This is a genomic window from Paenibacillus doosanensis (assembly GCF_025060755.1).
In the GTDB taxonomy this organism is placed as follows: domain Bacteria; phylum Bacillota; class Bacilli; order Paenibacillales; family NBRC-103111; genus Paenibacillus_S; species Paenibacillus_S doosanensis.
Map to the genome: position 1 here is coordinate 154,954 of NZ_JANYUY010000007.1, position 22,488 is coordinate 177,441.

The following is a 22,488-nucleotide window of genomic DNA, read 5'->3' on the forward strand; positions in this document are numbered from 1 at the left end:
CCGCTGACGCTTTTCCAGATTCAATTGGCCCCTCCGCTCGGTTTTTCACCGGGCTTCTGCCAAATTTTCACCGAGCTTCTACAAAAAAAATTGCGTAAAGTGCAAGAATTTGTCCGAATCCGTCGTCTATATAGTATAGGCGTCGTGTGAGTCAGCTTAAGAGTCCTGCCGCATGAATATGCCGCAGGACTTTTTGGCGTCGGCTTCACCGTCTTGAAGCAGACAGCAGTACCAAGGATAACGGAGGGGTCATGTGCTTGCAGTTAAACATTTATCGCACCGGTTTCGCAACGGAGATGAAGAGACGCCGGTCCTTCACGACATCGATTTCGTCGTCGACAAAGGAGAGATGGTCGCCCTGCTCGGCAGCTCGGGATCGGGCAAATCCACTTTGCTCAATTTGATGGCCGGCTTGATGAAGCCGACGCAGGGCAGCATCCTGATCGGCGGCGAGTCCATCGAACGGATGAGTGAGAACCAGCTGGCGGAATTCCGCCGCACGCATATCGGATTTATTTTCCAATCTTACGAATTGATTCCCCACCTGACTGTGCGGGAGAACGTGGAGCTTCCCCTCGTGTTCCAGGGGATGAAAGCCAAGGCTCGCAAGGACAAGGCCGTCGCCTTGCTGACCAAGGTCGGTCTCGGAGAGAAGACCGAGATGTTCCCGTCGCAGCTGTCCGGCGGCCAGCAGCAGCGGGTCAGCATCGCGCGCTCACTGGTGACCGAGCCTGCCATTGTCTTCGCCGACGAGCCGACGGGAAACCTCGATACGAAGACGGAGAAAGAAATTATCGACCTGCTCATCGAGCTTAACGAATCGCTTCAGATCACCTTCGTCATCGTCACCCACGAGCTGGAGGTAGCGAGGCGGACCCGCCGGGTCATTCAGCTCAGAGACGGCTTTCTGGTCGAAGACGAGCTGTGGGCAGGTGAAGAACAGTGAAGCTGTCCGATTATTTAAAGCTCGGCTGGGAGCAGCTGCGGCGAAGAGTCGTCGTCACCGCGCTCTGCTGCATGGGAATCGCTATCGGGTCGGCTTCCATCATCGTCGCGCTTTCCTTCGGGGAATCGATCAATCATTACAGCAAAGAGCAGATGAGCTATTACATCAAGTCCGACGAGATTACGGTGCGCAGCGGGCAAGCCCCCGAAGCAAGCAGCGGCGACGCGGGCGCCTTGAAGCCCTATGAGCTCAGCAAAGCCAAGATCGATATGATGCGCACGCTGCCCCATGTCAAAGCGCTGGCGACTTATCAGACGTTGGATCAGTTCCAGTTCGAGATCGATAACAAGCGCGGCTATCTTAACAACTTATATGCGACCGAGCTGGACTCGCTGGAAGCGTTCGGTTCCGAATTCGCGCAGGGCGGGTCGTCCGATATGGACAACAGTATCATTCTAAGCTACGGAGCGACGATGGGGCTGATTGACGAGCAATTGTCCCGGGCGTCCCGCAGCCGGGAGCTTCAGAACCAGTTGAGCGAGCGCGAAGCTTCCGACAGCTGGCGCAATCAGATGATGATCCCCTACCCCGTGTACCAAAAGCAGATTATATTGAAGCCGCAGCTGTATTTGTCGAACGGGACGGAAATCGCCAGTCTGCAATTTCCGCTGCGCGTCGTCGGTATTTTGAAAAAGCCCGAAGGGGTGCCCGACGATGTCGTCATGAATATGAAGACCGCCTATATTTCCCCGGCGCTCGGTCATAAGCTGAGAGATGCGATCGCGGAGGAAACGTCGAACGTCGGCAAGAAATCGTCCGGTTCCTCTTCGCAGACGCAGAGCGCGGAGCCTGAATACGGCGAGGTCAAAATCAAGGTGGACGACAGCTCCCGCGTCCGGGAAGTCGAAGAGCTGGTCAAAAAGCTGAAGCTGTCCACCGAAACGAATCTGTACCGCGAAGAGCAGATGCAAGGGGAGCTCGTTATTTTACGCCTTGTATTCGGCGGCGTCGGCCTGTTCATTCTGTTCGTCGCCTCGATCTCCATTATCGTGGCGATGACGATGTCCACCTACCAGCGGCGCCGGCAAATCGGCATTATGAAGGTGCTCGGGGCGAACCTGCGGCAAATCCGCAACATGTTTATGGTCGAATCGGCTCTGCTCGGGGTGCTCGGCGGGATGTGCGGCATTTTATTATCGTACTGGGTCATTTGGGGCATCAACATCGCCGTGCTGCGCTTCTCTCCGCCGAGGTCCGGAGCGCAGCAGGAAATTTTGTTCATCAGCCCGTGGATACTGCCTGTCGGTTTATTTTTCGCCGTGCTGACCGGCGTATTATCCGGCATTTATCCGGCAGTCAAAGCATCCCGCACCGACGCGTTAACCGCAATCAAACGAGATTAGGAGATTTAAGCTCATGAAAAGAAAAACATGGATCACCGCCGCGGCCGCTCTTCTCGTGGTCGGCATTTCTGCGGTCTTATACGTACAGAGCCATTCCAAGCCTGCCAAACAGCAGACCGGCAATCAAGGCGCGCCGTCGCTCACCTTCAAGGTGACCCGCGAGGATCTGATCAATTCGGTCGAGGTAAAAGGCAAAACCTCCTACCAAAACGAAACGTATGTGAATGCTCCGTTCACCGCGGATGTCAAGTCTTGGGCGGTCACCGACGGCGCTCAAGTCAAACGAGGCGACACCCTCTTCGTCCTCGATACGACCTCGCTCGACGATGAGATCGCCCAGCTTCAGGCTAGCGAGAAGAAGCAGGAGCTGGAGCTGAACCTCTCCGAATTTCAGCGGGAGACGCCGGCCGAGCAGGAAGCGGCCGCCGCGGGCAGCGGGCTGACGGAGCGCGAAGCCAAGCAGCGGTATGCCGATGCGAAGAGCCGCGACGTTCAGGAAGAGATCGGCAGGCTGAATCTGCAGCATATGCGGTCGCAGCTCTCCCAGAAAAGCGAAAAGCGCAAAGCCGCCCAATTCGCCGCTCCCGAGGACGGCATCTTCCTGTTCGACAGCACCAAGCAGCCGCAATCCGTCAAGGAAAGCGAGCGGATCGGCAAAATCGTCGATCTGACGAAGCTGGAGCTCGTCTGCTACGTCGGGGAATACGACTTGTTTCATTTGAAGGTAGGCATGCCGGTCGATGTGCGGGTCGACGCGCTCAAAAATACGAAGCTGCAGGGCAAAGTCGAGTACATATCCAAATTTGCCAAAAATACCGACGACAATAGCGACGGAAGCGTCAATACCGCCGCCGCGCAATTCCAAGTACGGATTTCCCTGGAGCCGAACGAGCAGCTGATCGCCGGGCTCAGCCTCACCGCAACGATTATGACGGACAAGAAGCCGGATACGCTTGTCGTCTCGACGCTGGCGATTCAGCGGGATAAAGAGCAGTATTACGTGATGGTGCCGGGCGAGCAAGGCAACCTGGAGAAACGGGAAGTGAAGATCGGTCTGGAGACGCCGGAGAATACGGAAATCGTCAGCGGCTTAAACGAAGGCGACACCGTCATACTTCAGTAATCATTACATTCGGCCGGTGCCGAAAAAAAACGGAGACAGCCGCGATCGGCTGTCTCCTAGTTTTAATGCAATCGGCGGCGCCATCCGTTCAGGCCGTCGGTTGAATCGGCTTGCTTGCATCAGCAGTGCGGTTCCGTCTCGTTCGCAGCTTTTCCTGCAGCCGTCCGAGCGCATAATCGGCCAGGAGCGCCAGCAGCGCAGCCGGGATCGCCCCGGCATAAACCCGAACGTCGTTGCGAAGGGTCAGGCCGGAATAAATTTCGCGGCCCAAACCTTCCCCGCCAATCAACGGGGCGAGCGTCGCCACCCCGACGGCGATGACCGCAGCTACCCGCAGCCCGGCCATTACGACCGGCAGCGCCAACGGCAGCTGCACTTTCCATAATAGCTGAACCGGACTCATGCCTACGCCGCGCCCGGCCTCGACGACGCTTCTGTCAACTTGCTTCAGACCGACGTACGTGTTGCGGATAATCGGCAGCAGCGAATACAGGAACAAGCCGATCACGACCGTGTTAAAGCCAAGCCCGAACACGAGCATCAGCATGGCCAGAAGCGCCAGACTGGGAAACACCTGGATGACGTTGGCCAAGGCCAAAACCGGCCTGGCCAGCCTTTCTTTACGGGCGCTCGCAATTCCGAGCGGTATACCTACGACAAGCGCCAAAGCGATGCCGCATACAACCATAAAAATATGGTCGAGCAACTGAGCCGCAAGATCTCCGGCATGGTCGCCGAAATAAGCAAACAGCCGCATGATCATGTGTCGTCCCCCCTGTTTATGATCAATCCGTTTCTAATGGAAACGGCGAAACTTCGCAATCATCAATCGCATCATTGAAGCAGACCTTGCTCCTTCAAAAAGGCGATAGCGACGTCTTTCGGCGTCTGTTGATCGACGTCCACCTTGTAATTCAAGGCCACGATCGTATCCACGTTAATTTTGCCAACCAGCGCCTTCGCGACCTCTTCCAGCTCCGGATGCTCTTTAAGCAAGCTCTCGTTCATAACCGGGCAAGCGTCGTAAGGCGGGAAGAAATGCTTGTCGTCCTCAAGCGTCACCAAATCGAACTGCTTGATGCGCGGATCGGTCGAATAAGCGAGCACGATGTCCACATCCTTATTGGCAACTGCCGAATAAACCAGGTTAATATCCATCGGATGCGGATCTTTGAACGACATGTCGTACATTTTCTGGAAGGCCGGATATCCGTCGTCCGCTCGTTCCAGCCATGTCGTATCTACGCCAAATTTAAGGTCCTTGGCATACGGCTTGACATCGGATACTTTTGACAGCTTCTTCTCTTCCTTTATATCCTTGCGTACGGTAAAAATATAAGTGTTTTCGAATCCGTAAGGATCGAACCACTTGATGTTGTATTTGTCATGAAACCCGTCCTTCGCCTGCTGAAGCACTTCTTGGCGGTCATGAGACGGTTTGACTTCGAAATGATTGTTGAAAATTTCCCCCGTATACAGGGTGGCCATTTGAATATCGTTGTTTTTCAGCCCGTCGATGACGACCTGGCTGGCGGCCAAATCGGGCTTCACCTTCGCAGTGAGACTGGTGCGGTCTTCAATGAGCGCCTTGTACATCTCCGCCAATATTTTCGTTTCCGTATACGTTTGTGTCCCTATGACCACATCCGTTTTTCCACAGCCCGACAATATAATGGACAGCAACGCGACAACAGTCAATCCGATACCGAAATGTATTTTTTTCATGACTCCTCCTTTGGTTTGAACACGATTTTTCTCAATCGCTTATGAAACGGTCCGGGCCGCGCCTACGGGCTTTGCCTTGCGGGTAACCCGCTTCTCCACGGCGCCGAGCAGCCAATCCGCAAGCAGCGCCAAAATAATGGCAACCGCCGCACCGGAAAAAATAAGCTCCTTCTTGTTGACACCGATCCCGGCGACAATCAGATCGCCGAGACCCCCGGCTCCGATTAAAGTCGCAAGCGTAGTCCAGCTAATGACATACACGGTCGTCATCCGCAGTCCTGACATCACATACGGCATGGCCAGAGGGAGCTGAACGTGCATAATGCGCTGCATTCGCCCGTAGCCCATGCCGCGCGCCGATTCCAGCACCGACGGATCGACGGAGTGAAAGCCGGTGTACGTGTTGCGCAGTATCGGCAGCAGCGAGTACAGAAACAAAGCGAACACCGCCGGCTTCGTTCCGATTCCGAGCAGCGGGATCAGCAAGGCGAGAAGCGCCAGACTCGGAATCGTTTGGAATATGTTGGCGATCGTAAACACAACCGACTGTATCCACTTGATCTTGCTTTGCGACAAATAAATGCCGAGCGGAACGGCAACGGCGGCGCCGGCAATGACGGCAATGGCGGAAATCATTACATGCTCGCCGGCAGCGGCCAACACGTCGGTGTGCCTATCCCGTAAAAAATCCGCATACTGCGTCCAGATGTTATGTCCCGTCATAGACCGGTTCCTCCTTCTCTGCCGGCGCGTACACTTCCGCCATATGGCGGACGACGCTCCCTCTCGTAAGAAGACCGACCAGCTGATTGCCGTCGCGAACGACGGCCAGGTTGGACAGCTGATGCTCGCTCATGACGCCCAGAGCGACGGACAGCGGCGTCCCGCTCTGCACGACATGCTGCACCGGCTTCATCACATCGGCTACCGTCATACCTTCTTCCCCGAACTTATCGAGTACTTGATAAATGGAGACCGCCCCTTGCAGGCGACTGTCCCGTCCGACGATCAGCAAGGAATCGACGCGACGCTTCTCCATCATCTTCAGCGCCTCGGCCAGTCCGCGCGACGGATAAGCGGTTGCCGGCTGTTCGACCATCACCTCGTCGACAATTGGCAGCGCTTCCAAATCGTTGTCCGAATGCAACCGCTTTTTGCCGATGAAGCTTTTGACGAAATCGTTCGCCGGATGACGCAAAATCTGCTCGGGCGTCCCGGTCTGCACGACCTCTCCGTCCTTCATCAGAACGATCGTGTCGGCAATTTTGATCGCCTCATCCATATCGTGCGTTACGAACACGATCGTTTTCCTAAGCTCCTGCTGCAGCCGAATGAGCTCATCCTGCAGCTGCTCCCGGCTGATCGGATCGAGCGCGCTGAACGGTTCATCCATCAAAATGATTTCCGGATCGGCGGCCAAAGCCCTGATCACACCGATGCGCTGCTGCTGACCGCCGCTCAGCTCCGATGGGAAGCGGTTGCGGTACGTATCCGGCTCCATCCCTACGAGCGACAGCAACTCGTCGACCCGTTCCTCGATTTTGCGTTTGTCCCACTTCAGCAGCCGGGGCACAACACCGACATTTTTGGCAATGGACATGTGCGGGAACAGACCGATATTTTGGATCACATAGCCGATCTGCCTGCGCAGCTCGACCGGGTCCATGGCGGTGATGTTCTGGCCGCGAATCTCAATCGTTCCAGCGGAAGGATTGTTCAGCCGGTTGATCAGCTTCATCGTCGTCGTCTTCCCGCAGCCGCTTGGGCCGATCAACACGCTGATCTCGCCTTCCTTGAACTCCAGATCGACGTGCTTCAATGCTTGAAAGCCGTCATCATAAACTTTGCGAACCCCCTGCAATCGAATCATGCGTTCTACCACCTTTTCTCTGAAATCGGGGCAAAAGCTCATGACTTACTGCCGTCTCCGGCACATTCCCCCTTTGTAGTTCCTGAAATGCGAAACGACCGCTTATTTCAAGCCGGCGAAATATCTCCAGGTGGTCAGTGTCGCTTTATGCCCCGCCTGTTGCTTAATGCGCTCGAGCGGCACTCCGCGTTCCGCCAGCCGGCGGCAATAGGTATGCCGCAAATACTGGCACAGTATGGGAAAACCGAGCCGCTCGCTGAAGCCTTCGATTACGAACTGAATGGCCCGCGGCTGCATTTTCCCGGATCGTTCCGTGACGAACAGAAACGGGCTTTCGGCATACTCCCTTTTACCCGCCTGCATTCTTTCGGCCAACCACGCCTGAAGTTTTTGCCGCGTCGTTTCATCTATTGGCACTCTCCGGGCTTCGGCATCGTCTTCATACACGATAAGCGCCTCATTCCGAAGAGATTCCAATCTTAGCTGGGACACTTCGTCTACCCGCAGTCCCGCGTACAGCATTACGGCGACCAGCGCCTCATTGCGCGTTCGTTTGAACGTATTGCGCTCTTTGACCGCAACCTGTACAAGCCGCGCTTCCTCTTCCTCGCTCAACCATCTGGGCGGCTCCGCTTTGTCCTGCGTCAGCAGCCGGATGTGCTCCGCCGGGTTGGAGGCAACTCTGCCTCGCTCCTTCGCCCATTTGAAAAAAGAGCTTACGATCGAAATCGACTTGTTGATCGTCGCATAGCTCGCGTTTTGCTCGTGCAACGCGTAGCTTGCGGAAATGACGTCTTCCGGGCGGATCTGGGACAGCTCCTTGCTCTGCTGCTGCATCCATTCGAGAAAGCGCCGAATTTCGCACGCATATATTTTGACCGTGCTTGCTTCTTTGTTTCGTTCGTGCAAATACATCTTGAATTGTTGCAGATCGGCTTCGAGTCCGCTATCCAGCTGTCCCATTGTTAGCACACCATTTCTATCGGCGGTTTAAATTCTTGCGATGAAAATAATTCTATGATGAATATTGTACATGAACAAATTTGGAACTGACAACCAGGGTAGTTCCGCTTACAGGAGCAGATTTCCGGGTAATCCGCGATGAGCCGACCTCAGTACTGGCGATGTTTACATATGCTCCCCTATAGTCCCGAATCCGGCCTAATACCGTTGTTATATGGAAATTTCATCCACGAGCGCTTCTTGTTCATAAGCCATTACGAAACCGATGCGGCCCATCGCTGCGATAAATGCTTTCGGATCGACCGCCGGAATCGTCCGGTACAGGTTGTTCTGGTTTTTCCTTTTGTCCAGCTGAAGCGCCGCTTTATTTCCAAGACCCGAAAAATCCGAAGGTTGTCAATCCCCGGTAAACCCGATATAATAACCGTAGCTCTTAGTACCAAGTCATAAGGCATGCTTAAACGAGCTTGAAGGGATGAAGCCATGATGCAATTTGAAGATTTTAAAAATGTCGTGCTCGAAAGACGAAGCATCCGCCGGTTTACCGAACAGGAAGTAGCCGTCGAAGATATAAAGGAACTGATCGATTGCGCCCGCTACGCGCCGAGCGATACGAACTCCCAAACCTGGGAATTCATCGCGGTCATGAACCGGGAGAAGATTAAAGAGATCGAGCGGATGACCTGGGAGCAGCTTCATAAAAAAGCAGCCGAAGCGGAAGCTCGCGGATTGAATAAGGAAGCTCGCCTGCTGGTCAAATCGTTCGGCCCTTACGCCACGGCGTTCGCCGACGCTCCCGTGCTGATCGTCTGCCTGGCTACTCCGTATGCATCCAAATTCAGAGACCGGATCTTCGATCCCGTCGCTCTGGTCGACGACTCCGTCTGGGCCGAGGAAGGCATCAAGAGCAGCTGCCTGGCTGCGCAAAACCTGATGCTGGCCGCTCACGCCCGCGGACTGGCGACTTGCCCGATGACCGGTCCGGTGCTGCTCGCTTCCGAGCAGCTGCGCGAATATTTGGATATTCCTGCGCAGTGCCAGATCAATATGGTCATCTCGCTAGGATACCCTGCCGAGCGTCCGGGCAGACTGGCGCGCAAGGAAGTAGACGACATTCTGCGTATTGTGAACTAAAACCCGGATCGGCCGATATGAAAAAGCCGTGCCTCCATTACGGAGCGCACGGCTTCTTCATGTTCCGAAGATAACCTGCATGTTAGCCGATGCGGGCCATCTCCTCGTCTTCGATTTCATAATTCGAAAATACGTCCTGAACATCGTCCAAATCGTCGAACGAATCCATCATTTTCATCAGCTTCTCGGCGTTCTCGCCTTCCACTTTAATCGTATTTTGCGGAACCCAGCTGACGTTGGCTTCGGCGAATTCCAGCCCTTGCCCTTCCAGCGCCGTCTTCACCTTCTCGAACTCGTGCGGATGCGTCGTGATCTCGAAGTGGTCTTCGCTTACCGTCACATCCTCGGCTCCCGCTTCCAGCGCCTGCATCATCAGCTCGTCCTCATCCAGAGGATGCGTTTCGCGGTCGATCGTCAGAATGCCCTTCTCGTCGAACATATACGAGACGCAGCCGGACTCGCCCATATTGCCTCCGCGTTTGTTGAACACGGCGCGTACGTCAGCGGCGGTACGATTGCGGTTATCCGTGAGGCATTTCACCATGATGGCGATCCCGCCGGGGCCGTAGCCTTCGTACATAATTTCTTCGTACTCGACGTTGTCTCCTTCGCCGGTCGCCTTCTTGATAGCCCGTTCAATGTTATCCTTCGGCATGTTAATGCGGCGGGCGCTTTCCATAGCCACTTTCAACGCAAAGTTGGCGTCCGGATTCGGACCGCCTTTACGCGCCGCTACAAAAATTTCGCGCCCCAGTTTTACGAACTGGTTGTTTTTCGCTTGGTCCGCCTTGCCTTTACGGTCTTTAAACAATTTAAACTTCATATCAATAACGCTCCCTATCGATAAGTGTCACCCATTAGTTTACCACCTAGTGAGGTTTCCGGTCAAAGTAACATCCGAATTGAAGCCCTTCCGCGCAAAAGGAGCCCCCGGATATCCACAGGATATTGCTGCGCATCATTTCTTAAACAACGAAAAAAAAGCGCCGCTCGAAAGTAAACCTTCGAGAGCCGCTTCTTCTGTTTGCTATGGCACTAATATATAAGAAAAACATGAATCGGCGCATCGCCAAGATGTAGAACCATCTGCAGCAGATGGAAATTATTCGTGTCTTACGCCGTCGTTTTTAGATCTTATAACTTAATGACGTTAGCTGCTTGAGGACCACGGTTTCCTTGAGTGATTTCGAACTCAACGGATTGGCCTTCTTCAAGAGTTTTGAAACCTTCGCCTTGGATTGCGGAGAAGTGAACGAATACGTCGTCGCCGCCTTCTACTTGAATGAATCCGTAGCCTTTTTCTGCGTTAAACCATTTAACTGTACCTTTCAATGAAAACAACCTCCTAGAAGTATCGCCATCTGAGAGCGAATACGTTAATTATATCATCAGAGTCATTATAAATCAACCTGCAAAAAAGAATCAAGCCGCTTGTTTTCGCTCATTTTCGCAGTGTCAACCGCTCCGTCGAGCCGGGGATAAAAGCCAGGCCGGACAACGATAAATGCGCTTTCACTCCATCTTGTTCCACATCGGAAATTAAGCGGTCCAGCGAAGCGTACCTCTGCTGATTCAGCGAGTACAGCGGGTACACCATTACCGCGCCTCCTTGCCGGCAAACGCGCAGCAGCTCGCGCACCGCCTCCAGATGGAAAGCGTAATCAAACTGCTCCGAATACAAAAATAGAAAATGGCTGCACAGCACCAGCGAAAACGACTCGTCGGCGAAGGGCAGCTTAGGCAGCGCCGCCGCCGTATAGACCGAAGTCCCTTGCGTTTGCGAGTAATGCCCGGCAAATCGCTCCAACGACTGCTCGCGGATAGATCTATGGTTATCCAAACTGCCGTAAAACGACCAGTCATACACATCCTTCAGCTTCTCCAGCTTGGCGGTCGAGCTCTCTATCTCCCGCCTTCCGCGGCTCCTGATGTCCTCCGGCTCCATCGCATACAACGGATCGGCCGCTTGCGCCGCGACGCCCCTGGAGCATGCTTCCGCCACGAAGGACGAAGCGCCTCCCGCCACATCCAAAACCGGCCCTTCGCGGAGCAATTCCCCGGTTAACGCGAACATCCGCTCATACTCGTCGAAAGATCTGCATGTCATAGCCACTCCGCTTTGCTCGTAAACCTTCTCTTGCATTCTCATCTCTCCTCTTCTCTTCTCGGCTCATACTTTTCTCGGCTCAGGGAAATTTTAACATGCATTTCAGCCGCAGGGCAATCTTTTTCATGCACCGCGCCTGCGGTCGATCGAAGCTTCCATTCGCTCTTGCGTCTGCAAAGGCGAGCACTAACGCAGTACACTCGCAACGGACACAGCGGCCGTTATATCAACCCTATCGGCCATTTTGGATTTCTAACGGACACAGATGCAGCTATTTATTGACTAAGCTGCCTTCGAAAGCAATTCGGAGCTATGTAAGCGCCATGGCGTCCGTTACGTTGAAAAAGCATCTGTTTGCGACGAATTTAGCTCCCTCGTGTCCGTTAAAATTAGAAGCGGTTCGATGCCCGGTTCCGGGGGCTGCATGAAAGAGTCAATTTTGGATAAATATTCATGATCCAAATTGGATTCAAATGGCCCCTTCGCCCGTTTTTCACTGCGCTTCCAGGGTTCTCGGGCCGTCAACACTCTTGATTTCCTCCCCTTGTTGCGGTATGATTCACCCGATACCTGCTGAAGAAATGGAGTAAACGGCGATGATTAAAAAGCACTTAATTTATAAAAAAGACAAATGGAACATGTTGACGGTCGAGGTCAACGGCAAGACGCTGATTTTGCGCGAAATCTCCGATCAATGGGGCGAAGAATGCCATACGTTCCTGAGCAGACCGGCGATGATGCATTGGGTCGAGGAGCGTTTTCCGAAGGAGCAATTCGAAGGCAGCGAAGAAGAATGGACCGCTATCATACAGGCTTTCAAGGAAGTCTAACGCTTTTTCGCATGAGAGGGCTTGACTACCGGCTCGTCCTCCCCCTATAATTAAGTCAATTACATAAGATGTCCTCCAAAGGGGAGTAGCTGTCACAGTAAAGTCGTCAGTTCGGGTTAACAACCCCGGCTTTATTGGCAACGATTCGTTGTTAGCAAGACCTTTGCCGCTTAACGGTAGAGGTCTTTTGTGTTTACATGAGACCTTTACCGATTTACGGTAGAGGTCTTTTTTATGTAAACCAATGAACCTGACAAAGGAGTGGAACGAGCATGGAATGGTTGGACCCTACATTTTTCACTGCACTACTCAGCATTATTTTGATCGATCTGGTGCTTGCCGGCGACAATGCGATTGTGATCGGACTGGCCGCAAGAAACTTGCCGAAGGAGAATCAGAAGAAAGCCATCGTTTGGGGCACGGTCGGAGCTATCGCCATTCGCGCGTCGGCAACACTGGTCGTCGTATGGCTGCTCAAGCTTCCCGCACTGCTGCTGATCGGCGGCTTGATCCTTATCTGGATCGCCTACAAGCTGCTCGTCGACAAGAAGGATCACGACAACATTCAGGCGAAAAACCGGCTGTGGCCCGCTATTCAGACGATTATAGTGGCGGATGCGGTAATGGGCTTCGACAATGTCGTCGCCGTGGCAGGCGCTTCTCATGGAAGCTTCCTGCTAGTCATCGTCGGCCTCTTGATCAGCGTTCCGATTATGGTATGGGGCAGCACCCTGTTCATCCGCTGGATGGAGAAGTTTCCCTGGATCATGTATATCGGCGCGGGCGTGCTTGCTTTGACGGCCGGCAAAATGCTGACGGAAGACCCGCTCGTCCACGGCTGGTTTGCAGCCAATCCCGTCGTGAAATGGATTCTTGTGCTGCTGGTCGTCGCCGGTGTGCTGGCAGCCGGTTTATGGCGGAAGATGTTCGGCTCGCTCGTCTCCATCAATGACAAAGGCCAGCTGACGATCCCGCAGGAGCTGGTCGAAGAGGCGAACATCCGCATCGACGACAGCTTCCAGGCGCAGCGCGACGAGAAAGGCCGGCTCGTTCTGGTCAAATCGGGCGGATAATCGCGCCGCATAGCCCTTCGCCCCTCTCCGTGACGGATGCCGGAAGCGTCCCCGGGAGAGGACTGCGAAGGGCTTTTTAAATTGAAAAATAAACCTCTGACCGCCCGAACTTGGTCTCTCAGTCAAAAGGAATTCAGAGCGGCCGCGTCGAATTGGTTTCTATAGTTTCCGTCAGATGAGGTGAATCCAACTTGAGCAATTCCGCATCCATCCTTACATTTATTATCGTATCGTTCTGCTTCGCCTTAATTTTGATCATGAAAAAAGATACGCTGCCGAGCGGCTTCAAACGCCCCCTCGCCATTCTGGCGATCGTGATGGTCGTATTTTCGTTCACGCTCATCGTCTACAGCTTCTTCTCGCTTGGCACGGGGACATGATGAGAGGCCGTGCTTCCCGAAATACATCCGTTCGTCAGCAAGGAAATTTACCTCTAACGCGCAGCCATTCATCTTTGTTTTACTTCGACCGGTAATTTCCTTATAATAAATCTACAATCCGGTCATACTAGGAAAAAAATTGCAGGGAGCGTGAGCGCTATGCGTTTTTTTCCGTTAGTTATGACGGGCGTGCTGTTTGCCGGTACAGTGCTTGCAGCCCCCATGGCGGCCGACGGCATATCCAAACCGAAGAATACGAGGAGGGTTCCGATGAATCAAGTACTGAAACGAAACGACGTTCCTGCAGAGCACAGCTGGAAGCTGGAGGATTTGTTCCCTAACCAGGAGGCGTGGGACCGGGAATATCAAGAGGTCAAGGAAGCTCTGCAAAAAGTAGGCGCCTTCCACGGCAAGCTGAAGGATGCCGCCTCCATCAAGCAATGCTTCGAGCTCGAAGACACCATCTCCTTACATATGGAACGACTGTACGTCTATGCCAACATGAAGCATCATGAGGATACGGCGGAACCTACATATCAAGCATTATCCGACAAAGCGAGCAAATTGAGCGTGGAAACCGGCGAGGCCTTATCCTTTATCTCTCCCGAAATTTTGAGCTTATCCGACGACGCCCTTCACAAGCTGATTAACGATCCCGAGCTCAGCTTCTACAAGCGCACGCTGGAGGAGATGCTCCGCGAGAAGCAGCATGTGCTCTCCAAATCGGAGGAAGCGCTGCTGGCGCAAGTCGGCAACCTCTCCCAAGCGCCGGGCACGATCTTCAGCATGCTGAACAACGCCGATTTGAAATTTCCGAAGGTGAAGAATGAGCAAGGCGAAGAGGTCGAGCTGACGCACGGCCGCTACATTCAATTTTTGGAGAGCCGCAACCGTGAGGTTCGCAAAGAGGCGTTTCAAGCGATGTACGCGACGTATTCCAAAAACAAAAATACGATCGGCGCTACGCTGGCGGCGAATGTAACGAAAAACATTTTTTACTCCAAAGTCCGCAAGTACCCTTCCACTCTGGAAATGTCCTTATACGGAGACAATATCGACAAAGCGGTCTACACCAATTTGATCGACACGATTCACGAGGCGCTGCCGCTGATGCACCGTTACATGGAGCTGCGCAAAAAGCTGCTTAAGGTCGACGAGCTGCATATGTACGATTTGTTCGCGCCTTTGGTGGACGAATTCAAGATGGACATCACTTACGAGCAAGCCCAGGCTACGGTGAAGGAAAGCTTGAAGCCGCTCGGCCAAGATTATTTGAACATTTTGCAGGAAGGCTTCGATAACCGCTGGATCGACATTTACGAGAACGAAGGCAAACGCAACGGCGCTTACAGCTGGGGCGCCTACGGCACGCATCCTTATGTGCTGTTGAACCATAAAGACAATTTGAACAGCATGTTCACGCTCACCCACGAAATGGGCCATGCGATTCATTCTTATTTGTCCGACGAGAGCCAAAAATACCGTTATGCCCAGTATACGATCTTCCTGGCTGAGGTGGCCTCCACGCTGAACGAAGCGCTGCTGATGGACTACATGCTGAAAAAATCGACCGACCCGAAAGAAAAAATGTACCTGCTCACCTACTACATGGATCAATTCCGCACGACGGTGTTCCGCCAGACGATGTTCGCCGAGTTTGAGAAAATCATCCATGAAAAAGCCGAGCAGGGCGAGTCGCTGACGCCGCAGGAATTCAGCAAAATTTATTACGATCTGAACGTCCTGTATTACGGCAAAGGGATGGTTGTCGATAAAGACATCGAAATGGAATGGGCGCGCATCCCGCATTTCTACAACAGCTTCTATGTATACAAATACGCGACCGGCTTCTCCGCGGCGACCAGCTTCGCCAAGCAAATTCTCGAGGAAGGCCAGCCGGCGGTGGAACGCTACCTCGGCTTCCTGAAAAGCGGCGGAAGCGATTATTCCATCAACATATTGAAACGCGCCGGCGTGGATATGTCGACTCCGGAGCCGATCAAGCAGGCAATGGACGTATTCAAAGGCTTGCTTGAGCAAATGGAGCAACTCGCCAAGTAATCCTCGCTGCAAGGCTCAAGGCTGCACGCATGCTACATGTCTGCAGCCTTGTTTTGTTATACGGCCTACGGCCCAAAATGACGAGGGCTCGATCCTCTCCCACATGTCGCCCTACAGGAGGTGTTACATCATGAAAGCCCAGTGGACTATCATTTTCATTTTGCTGTTTGCCCTTATTACCGCTATTTTCGCCGTTATTAATGTAGAACCCGTTAAGGTTCAGTTTCTGTTCACCGAAGCCAACCTTCCGCTCATTCTTGTCATTCTCGGCTCGACGCTGCTTGGCGGACTGATCGTCGGCTTAATCGGCATAACGCGCCAATTCAAGCTGTCGCGAACCGTCAAGCTGCTGGAAAAGCAGCTTGCTGAGGCGAAGTCTCTGCAAGCCGAGACTTCAGTCGTCGCGCCGCTTACAGCGGTCCAGTCTCCGGCCGATTCCGATACGCAGGCGGACCGCCTTGACGATGCCGAGCGGGGCTAGAAACCGCGGTCGGTCAAAAATAGTCCGTTTTTTTCCAATTTTGCATTGAACATTGAAACGGCATTCATTACAATAAAGTCAGATGTATTCAATATTAAGCAATTATGTCCAGGAAGGATTCCTCCCTATGGCCGATCCGTTGAAGGAAGCAGATGCGCTTAACGGTAACTGCGCAGATTTATCCGCTGTACTTGAGAATATTACAGACGGGATTATGAACCTAGATGCACTCGGCCGTTTCACTTATGTGAACAGCGCTGCCGAAAGGATGCTCGAACGGAGCCGAAGCGAACTGCTCGGCACCTTCGTATGGACAAGCTTTCCCGCTGCCGTCGGGACGGCGATCTACGATAATTATTTGGCTGCCATGGCTACCCAAATCCCGGCTTCGTTTGAATTTTTCATTCCGACGCTGAACCGATGGCTTGACGTCCGCGTGTATCCCGGCCGGCATAATTATACGGCATATTTCCGGGATATTACGGCCGACAAAACCAAGGAGAAGTCGCTGCGCGAAAGCGAGGCCATGTATCGGATGATCGCCGACAATTCGACCGACATGATCGCCAGAATTTCCATGGACGGTACGTATTTATACGTCTCTCCCGCCTGCAGGACGCTGCTCGGCTACGAACCTGAGGAACTGATAGGCCGCTGCCTCTACGACCTGCTTCACCCGGATTACAGCCAAGTCCCGTTGGCCGACTTGATAGCGGAGACGGCGAAATGCGGTATGAACCTAAGGGAATCGCTCGCCCGCAAAAAAGACGGCACCTACATATGGTTCGAAACGACAGCCAGAACGATTCTCGATAATTTAGGTTTACATAAAGAGCTGATCACCATATCGAGGGATATATCCGCCCGCAAACACATTGAGAAGCAATTGCTGGAAACCAACGAACTGCTGCAAAAAATATCTACCGTCGACGCTTTGACCGGAGTCGCCAACCGCCGGGGATTCGACGAATGCTTGCAAAGGGAATGGAAGCAGGGCAGAAGAATAGGCGCTCCCCTCTCCCTGATCATCGTCGACATCGACTATTTCAAACGATTTAACGACACCTACGGCCATGCGGAGGGAGATCAATGCCTCAAGCTTGTGGCCGAATCGTTGAAAAAGGCCGCCAGACGCCCCGTCGACTTCATCGCGCGGTACGGCGGCGAGGAATTCGTGATCATTTTGCCCTGTACGGATGCCGCAGGAGCACAGACCGTGGCCGAGCAGTTGGGCGAGCATGTAGAAGAGCTGCAAATTCCGCACAGCCGCTCGGAAAGCTCGCCGTATATTACGATCAGCTCGGGCACGGCCACGATGATTCCTTCCCAGGACGTCGATCCCAAGGAGCTGTTCCTCCGCGCGGACAAAGCGTTATACCAAGCGAAACAGGACGGGCGCAACCGGGTCAGACTATACCAAGTGTCCGAATAAACGCCGAGCCGCAGGCTTCTCAGCTTGCGGCTCGGCGTGTTGGATTTCCGGCAAATCATCCTGCCGGAGTGTTGAAAAAAGCGAACGTTTCCCGTATCTGTGACAGATCAGGAGCGTTTTTTGTTTTTCCTATACAATGATGTACAATGGATTTGGAACTATATGTAAATCCGGAGGAAAACTCAACATGATTATTACTGTCGTGCAGGTCGTCGTTTTTATCGCCGCCTTCGCCGTGATCGGCCTGCTGATCCGCGGGCTCGTCAAAGCAAACTCCCGCAGAGGAAGCAAATAGCTCCCTCTGCGGACGTCAAACGAGCGCAAAGAGCAGCAGGTACAGCAGCATGCAGAGAGCTCCCGCCGCCAGCGAGCTTATCATATTTACCGCATCGTTCGTCATGAACGATGCTCCTCTGATACGCACCGCCTGCGAATCGCAATGGCGGTCTTTCTCGATGTCTTTGCCGCAGACCGGGCAACGGTACATCACTTGCCATACCGCTCCGATCCAAGAATCGATCAGCGAGCCCGCCAGACCGCCGCAAGCGGCGAGCAGCACCATACCTCCAAGCGAAGCCCATTCTCCCTCTGCTGCCGCACCTTGCGGCTGCAGCATAAGGAGCAGCCATGCCGCCAGACCGATGACGATCCCCCCGGCTAGCGACGCGGCAAGCCCCAGGCTCGTAATCCCGCCGGACGTGCCGGCGGGAACGATGCGCCCGGTGACGATGGAGCGCGGCTGTGTGCGGCTGAGCCCGCCGATTTCCGTAGCCCATGTGTCGGCGTTCACGGCGGCCATCACCCCGAGATAAGCCGCCCACCAGAGCGGATGAGGCCACAGGCTGTGCCCTATACAGAGCAGAACGCCGATTCCGCCGTTGGCGGCCACTTGTCCCGCATCTCTGCGCCCCGTCTTGGCATAGCCGCTTTCCACGGCCGCCTTGCGCTTATGCTTCCATTTGGAAAGCAGCGAGGACGTTACGAAAAATACGATTAACGTCCCGAACCAGGCCAGGCTGCCGTAAGCGTACAGCAGAGTTCCTACAATGACGGCCGCGGCTGCGCCGGAGGCGGACAGCGATTTTTTCGCATAAGCTCCCGCTGCGATCAGAAGACTGCAAGCCAAGCCGATTCCCCAATCCAACAAATGCGTCTCCCCCTTATGCAATCCGTGATTAGCGCAGATTTAGTCATCATAAGTCAATGATCGGACCGTTTTCATCCGGATACGGGCGTTCCCTCTCGAAGCTGCACTCCTTCCGGCAGCAGCCCGGCGATACGTTCTCGCAGCGCGGAATCGTGAGGCAATTCCTCGCTGAAAATCGCAATGATGCCGCTGTCGTCGCGGGAGCGGATCAACCGCCCCATCCCCTGCTTGAGCCGCAGCAGCATATAAGGCAAATCGACCTCCTCGTACGGGAATGCCGCCAGCTGCCGTTTGGCCATAAATACCGGGTCTTGCGGCGGAAAAGGCAGCGACCATATGATCACATTGGACAAGGACGGTCCCGGCACGTCGAGTCCTTCCCACAGACTGACGGCGCATAGAACGCTCGGCTCATCCCGCTGAAAGGCTGCGATCAGATCGCTGATCTCCCGGTCGCCCTCGAACAAGAAACTCATGCCCGCGCATTCCGCATAGTTCGAAATCTCCCTTTTGAATCCGCGCAGCTCCTCCTTATCCTTGAACAGCAGGAGCGCCCTGCCTCCCGTTCTTTGCAGCAATCGCACGGCCGTTTTCATTTTCTCCGAAAAGGTGCCGTTATGCGACCATTGCGGAACGACGACTTCCATTTGGCGCTCGTAATCGTAAGACGAGTCGACGGAGAACGATAAATAACGCTCGATCCCGAGACTCTCCGCCATGTAATCGAAGGCTCCGTCCACCGACAGCGTAGCCGACGAGAATACGATCGGCATGTCGGCGCTGAACACCCGCTCCCGCAGCACTTCCTTCACGGTCCGCGGCATGATGACGAGCGACGGTCCCGTTACGCTATCAGTCACCCAGCAGATGAGATTATCGGAGCTCTGAAATAAACTCAATGCCTTTTGCAGCATCTCCAGATGCTCCTCGACAATCCGCAGCTGATATTCGTTCAAGGTGAACAAGGCGCTCTCAAAGACCAATTCCTCCTCGATGTCCGCCAGCAGCTTCTGGAACGAGCCGACTTCCCTCAGCAGTTCCCCGCTCAGTACGACTTGCTTGCGGTCCGACCCGGGAATCGCTCTGCTCTGCCCTTCGAATACGGCAAACATCGCTTCGCTCTGCACGATCGCTTCGTCGATTAGCACCGCCAAGCTTTCGCGCACCTCGCCTTTGAGCAGACGGGTGATCAGTTCCTCGAACACGATATGCTTCAGCTTGTACGTGAGCGCCTTCTGGGCGGCCGATTCGAGCAAATGCCCTTCGTCGAACACGACGGCGCAATGCTCCGGCAGCAGCGGCAGCTGCCCTTCCCGCTTCCGCCCCTCGTAAGTCCATACATGCTCCATATAAAAATCATGGGAGCAAATGATCAGATCGCCCGATTTTCTGTAATGGTCGCGCGACAGCGTTTGTCCGCAGCGGTGGCGCTGGCCGCAGGCGAAGCAGTCCTGGAACGAGTCCCAGTTCATTCGGCTCCACTGCCGATCGTCCAGCTGCGGATACTGCTTCCGGTCCCCGTAGGCGTAAAAAGACTGCAGGCCTTCGCGGAAGCGGACAAATTCGGGGAGCCCGTCGTAAATGTCCTGGTACAGCTCTTCTTCTTCATGTCCCAATCTCGCTTCGTCGAGCTTGGCCAGACATACGTATTGATCGGGCGATTTGCCCAGGCGGGCGTCGATCTCCATGCCCAAGTAGCGGGCAAGCTTGGCGATGTCCCCTTCCGGCTTGACAAGCTGCTCGATTAACGATTCGTCGGCACAGGCAATAACGGCCGGCTTGCGCATATAGCGCGCGTAGCAGACGGCGTACAGCAAATAAACGAGCGTCTTGCCGGTACCGACCCCCGCTTCGGCGAAAATCGTCCGGTTCTCGGCAAAAGCTTTTTCAAGCTGAAAGGCCATATAAATTTGTTCGTCCCGAATCTCGAAACCGGACTCGGGCAGTATGTCGTAAAAAACGTCCGCGATCCAGCTCCCGACCTGCTGAATGAACGGCCGGGAATGATCATAAGTGAAAGGATATCGCTCCAATGGTTATGTGCCTCCGTCATGAAGTGAAATTTGCGCCGCAGCACGGGCATTCGGAATGCGAAATTCACGATCCTCCGCATCTCCCCCTGCCCGAACGACGATAAAAAGGATACTGGATTATACATCCGGTACCCTTGACTATGTTCTCCGATCGAGTTGTTTATAGCTGCGCCGTAAACGTCCCTACGACTTCTTCGCCCCACAACAGCTCCATCCGGTCGCCCGATTGCAGCGCCCCTACGCCGGCCGGCGTGCCCGTGTAAATAATATCTCCTTTACCGAGCCCGTAATGCCGAGCAATGTAATCGACGATCGTCTGCAGATTAAAAATCATATCGTTAACATTGCCCCGCTGAACCTCCGCTCCGTTTTTACGCAAAGAAAACTCCGTACGCTTCACGGCTTCTTCCCCCGGAAAAGGCCGGAATCCGGCAATCGCGGCCGAGTTCAGAAAACCTTTGGCCGGCAGCCACGGCTGGCCCTTCTTCTTAATGACCGATTGCACGTCCCGCAGCGTAAAATCGATCCCCAGAGCCATGGCGTCAATCAATTGATCGACGGAGGCGCCCGGCTTGTAATCTTCGGCTATATGCACGACAAGCTCGGTCTCGTAATGCACCTCGCCGCGGTCTCCCGGCAGCAAAATCGGCTGCCCTTGAATCGCAACCAGCGCATGAGTCGGCTTGGTAAAAATCATCGGCTCTTCCGGAACCTCGTTGCCGAGCTCCGCGGCATGCAGACCGTAGTTGCGCCCGACGCAATAAATGTTACGGATCGATTGCATCATAAATCATCCCTTTGCTCCCATAATGATTGCTCATCTTAGCATAATCGAACGGCAGCGAAATCTCAATGCCCCGTCCCGACATGTTTCAATTGAAATCCAAGCGGTGCGTTTCGCGAAATTTGCTCGGCGGCAGGCCGTTCAGCTTCTTGAACGACTTGCTGAAATGATATTCCTCCAAATAGCCGCAAGCTTTGGCGATCTCCTTGACGGGCAAATCCGAATACATCAAATAATGCTTCGCGTGCTCGTTGCGGATATGATTGTGATAATGCTTCGGGCTCATGCCGACATGCTGCAGAAACATTTTGCGCAAATACGATACCGAGATGCCGAAGCGGTCCGCCAACTGCCCGATCGTAAATTCGCTGTAATAGGACGTTTCCAAATAGTCCTTGACCATGTCCATCTTGGATGCCGCCGAATCGCGGACAGCCGCTCCGTTATCGCTCGTCGCATGCAGCTCGTGAATCAGCGCCAGCAGCCTGGCGCAGGCCAGCAGAGCCCCTCCCTGGGCTCCCGGCACCCAGCAGCGGTATATATCGCGAAATTGGCCGCTCAGCCGCATGCTGCTCTCCAGGCCGAACGACCTTAGGAAGGGCAGCTCCAACCGCCCTACCGGAGCGACGAAGGTCCACTCCTTGTCGTATCCGACCGCGGCGCAGTCAAACAAAATCATTGTCATCCGCAGCGGAAACCGGCCGTCCGACTCCATGGACATCGCAAGGCCGGGAGGCATATAGGCAAGCATGCCTCCCTCAACCGGATACGTCTGCTCCGTATGAAACGTTCCTTTGCCTTCGTGAATCCAATACAGCGTATGCGCTCCGATATTGTTGCGCTTGTCCGTCCACCCGGGAGCCGTCGGCTTATCCAGCACCCAGTGAATATGCAGATGCAGCTCGTTCAGATCATATGCCACCCGTGCTCCAGCTCCCTTCGGAAAAACGAGCTTTCTTTGCTAACTATACCGAACCGGAAGCGATTTGTACAAGT

Annotated in this window: 22 protein-coding genes; 10 read left to right on the forward strand and 12 right to left on the reverse strand. The window is 54.1% G+C overall.

Translation table 11 applies throughout. The features are described 5' to 3' along the window. The first annotated feature begins 253 nt into the window (after positions 1-253). The 3 genes from N0M98_RS08450 to N0M98_RS08460 are packed head-to-tail and all read left to right on the forward strand — an operon-like array spanning position 254 to position 3,472. Complete coding sequence (locus tag N0M98_RS08450; protein ID WP_259617537.1) at positions 254-946, forward strand: ABC transporter ATP-binding protein; 693 nt, start codon at positions 254-256, stop codon at positions 944-946. Beyond that, the gene (locus N0M98_RS08455; protein WP_249864925.1) at positions 943-2,349 is read left to right on the forward strand and encodes an ABC transporter permease; all 1,407 of its coding nucleotides are present in this window, start codon (positions 943-945) and stop codon (positions 2,347-2,349) included. The genes N0M98_RS08450 and N0M98_RS08455 overlap by 4 nt, the downstream gene beginning before the upstream one ends. Before the next feature lie 13 nt (positions 2,350-2,362). After that, a complete protein-coding gene (locus N0M98_RS08460; RefSeq protein ID WP_259617538.1) occupies positions 2,363-3,472 on the forward strand; it encodes an efflux RND transporter periplasmic adaptor subunit in 1,110 nt (369 codons plus the stop codon). Positions 3,473-3,560: 88 nt separating this feature from the next. Here the strand turns inward: N0M98_RS08460 and N0M98_RS08465 are convergent, their stop codons facing one another. From N0M98_RS08465 to N0M98_RS08485, 5 genes are all read right to left on the reverse strand, one after another. Beyond that, entirely contained in the window at positions 3,561-4,235 is a 675-nt protein-coding gene (locus tag N0M98_RS08465; RefSeq protein ID WP_375295458.1) for an ABC transporter permease, read from the reverse strand. 71 nt (positions 4,236-4,306) lie between these two features. Next, entirely contained in the window at positions 4,307-5,197 is an 891-nt protein-coding gene (locus N0M98_RS08470) for a glycine betaine ABC transporter substrate-binding protein (RefSeq protein WP_259617539.1), read from the reverse strand. A gap of 39 nt (positions 5,198-5,236) precedes the next feature. Continuing rightward, a complete protein-coding gene (locus N0M98_RS08475; RefSeq protein WP_249864928.1) occupies positions 5,237-5,920 on the reverse strand; it encodes an ABC transporter permease in 684 nt (227 codons plus the stop codon). Beyond that, positions 5,907-7,067: a betaine/proline/choline family ABC transporter ATP-binding protein gene (locus tag N0M98_RS08480; protein WP_249864929.1), complete on the reverse strand. Its 1,161-nt coding sequence runs from the start codon at positions 7,065-7,067 to the stop codon at positions 5,907-5,909. Before N0M98_RS08480 ends, N0M98_RS08475 begins: the two co-directional genes overlap by 14 nt. A gap of 102 nt (positions 7,068-7,169) precedes the next feature. Beyond that, positions 7,170-8,030 (reverse strand): tyrosine-type recombinase/integrase, encoded by an 861-nt coding sequence (locus N0M98_RS08485; protein ID WP_249864930.1) that lies wholly within the window; start codon positions 8,028-8,030, stop codon positions 7,170-7,172. A gap of 486 nt (positions 8,031-8,516) precedes the next feature. Here N0M98_RS08485 and N0M98_RS08490 point away from each other — a divergent pair, with 486 nt between their 5' ends. Further along, entirely contained in the window at positions 8,517-9,164 is a 648-nt protein-coding gene (locus tag N0M98_RS08490) for a nitroreductase family protein (protein ID WP_249866254.1), read from the forward strand. An 82-nt stretch (positions 9,165-9,246) separates the two neighbouring features. On the opposite strand, the gene N0M98_RS08495 is transcribed toward N0M98_RS08490, so the two are convergent. The 3 genes from N0M98_RS08495 to N0M98_RS08505 all read right to left on the reverse strand — a co-directional run bounded on the left by N0M98_RS08495 (position 9,247) and on the right by N0M98_RS08505 (position 11,307). Beyond that, a complete protein-coding gene (locus tag N0M98_RS08495; protein WP_249864931.1) occupies positions 9,247-9,987 on the reverse strand; it encodes a YebC/PmpR family DNA-binding transcriptional regulator in 741 nt (246 codons plus the stop codon). 311 nt (positions 9,988-10,298) lie between these two features. Then, complete coding sequence (locus N0M98_RS08500; protein WP_079908601.1) at positions 10,299-10,496, reverse strand: cold shock domain-containing protein; 198 nt, start codon at positions 10,494-10,496, stop codon at positions 10,299-10,301. Positions 10,497-10,605: 109 nt separating this feature from the next. Continuing rightward, on the reverse strand, positions 10,606-11,307 hold the full coding sequence (locus N0M98_RS08505; protein WP_259617540.1) for a methyltransferase domain-containing protein: 702 nt from the start codon (positions 11,305-11,307) through the stop codon (positions 10,606-10,608). A 560-nt stretch (positions 11,308-11,867) separates the two neighbouring features. On the opposite strand from N0M98_RS08505, the gene N0M98_RS08510 reads away from it, so the two are divergent. From N0M98_RS08510 to N0M98_RS08535, 6 genes are all read left to right on the forward strand, one after another. Further along, complete coding sequence (locus N0M98_RS08510; protein WP_259617541.1) at positions 11,868-12,101, forward strand: hypothetical protein; 234 nt, start codon at positions 11,868-11,870, stop codon at positions 12,099-12,101. Positions 12,102-12,373: 272 nt separating this feature from the next. Then, positions 12,374-13,174 carry a YjbE family putative metal transport protein gene (locus N0M98_RS08515; protein WP_259617542.1) on the forward strand — a complete coding sequence of 267 codons (801 nt, stop codon included), beginning with the start codon at positions 12,374-12,376 and terminating at the stop codon, positions 13,172-13,174. 191 nt (positions 13,175-13,365) lie between these two features. Beyond that, positions 13,366-13,554 carry a hypothetical protein gene (locus N0M98_RS08520; RefSeq protein WP_249864935.1) on the forward strand — a complete coding sequence of 63 codons (189 nt, stop codon included), beginning with the start codon at positions 13,366-13,368 and terminating at the stop codon, positions 13,552-13,554. A gap of 270 nt (positions 13,555-13,824) precedes the next feature. Then, on the forward strand, positions 13,825-15,615 hold the full coding sequence (gene pepF / locus N0M98_RS08525) for an oligoendopeptidase F (RefSeq protein ID WP_259617543.1): 1,791 nt from the start codon (positions 13,825-13,827) through the stop codon (positions 15,613-15,615). Between the two features lie 130 nt (positions 15,616-15,745). Beyond that, positions 15,746-16,096, forward strand: a complete 351-nt coding sequence (locus N0M98_RS08530; RefSeq protein ID WP_259617544.1) for a LapA family protein — start codon at positions 15,746-15,748, stop codon at positions 16,094-16,096. 127 nt (positions 16,097-16,223) lie between these two features. Next, a complete protein-coding gene (locus tag N0M98_RS08535; RefSeq protein WP_259617545.1) occupies positions 16,224-17,528 on the forward strand; it encodes a sensor domain-containing diguanylate cyclase in 1,305 nt (434 codons plus the stop codon). 310 nt (positions 17,529-17,838) lie between these two features. On the opposite strand, the gene N0M98_RS08540 is transcribed toward N0M98_RS08535, so the two are convergent. The 4 genes from N0M98_RS08540 to N0M98_RS08555 all read right to left on the reverse strand — a co-directional run bounded on the left by N0M98_RS08540 (position 17,839) and on the right by N0M98_RS08555 (position 22,414). Beyond that, on the reverse strand, positions 17,839-18,672 hold the full coding sequence (locus N0M98_RS08540) for a DUF92 domain-containing protein (RefSeq protein WP_259617560.1): 834 nt from the start codon (positions 18,670-18,672) through the stop codon (positions 17,839-17,841). Between the two features lie 74 nt (positions 18,673-18,746). Beyond that, complete coding sequence (locus N0M98_RS08545) at positions 18,747-20,708, reverse strand: ATP-dependent DNA helicase (protein ID WP_249864940.1); 1,962 nt, start codon at positions 20,706-20,708, stop codon at positions 18,747-18,749. Between the two features lie 160 nt (positions 20,709-20,868). Next, a complete protein-coding gene (locus tag N0M98_RS08550; RefSeq protein ID WP_259617546.1) occupies positions 20,869-21,495 on the reverse strand; it encodes a fumarylacetoacetate hydrolase family protein in 627 nt (208 codons plus the stop codon). A gap of 85 nt (positions 21,496-21,580) precedes the next feature. Then, positions 21,581-22,414: an AraC family transcriptional regulator gene (locus N0M98_RS08555; RefSeq protein ID WP_259617547.1), complete on the reverse strand. Its 834-nt coding sequence runs from the start codon at positions 22,412-22,414 to the stop codon at positions 21,581-21,583. Between the last annotated feature and the right edge of the window lie 74 nt (positions 22,415-22,488).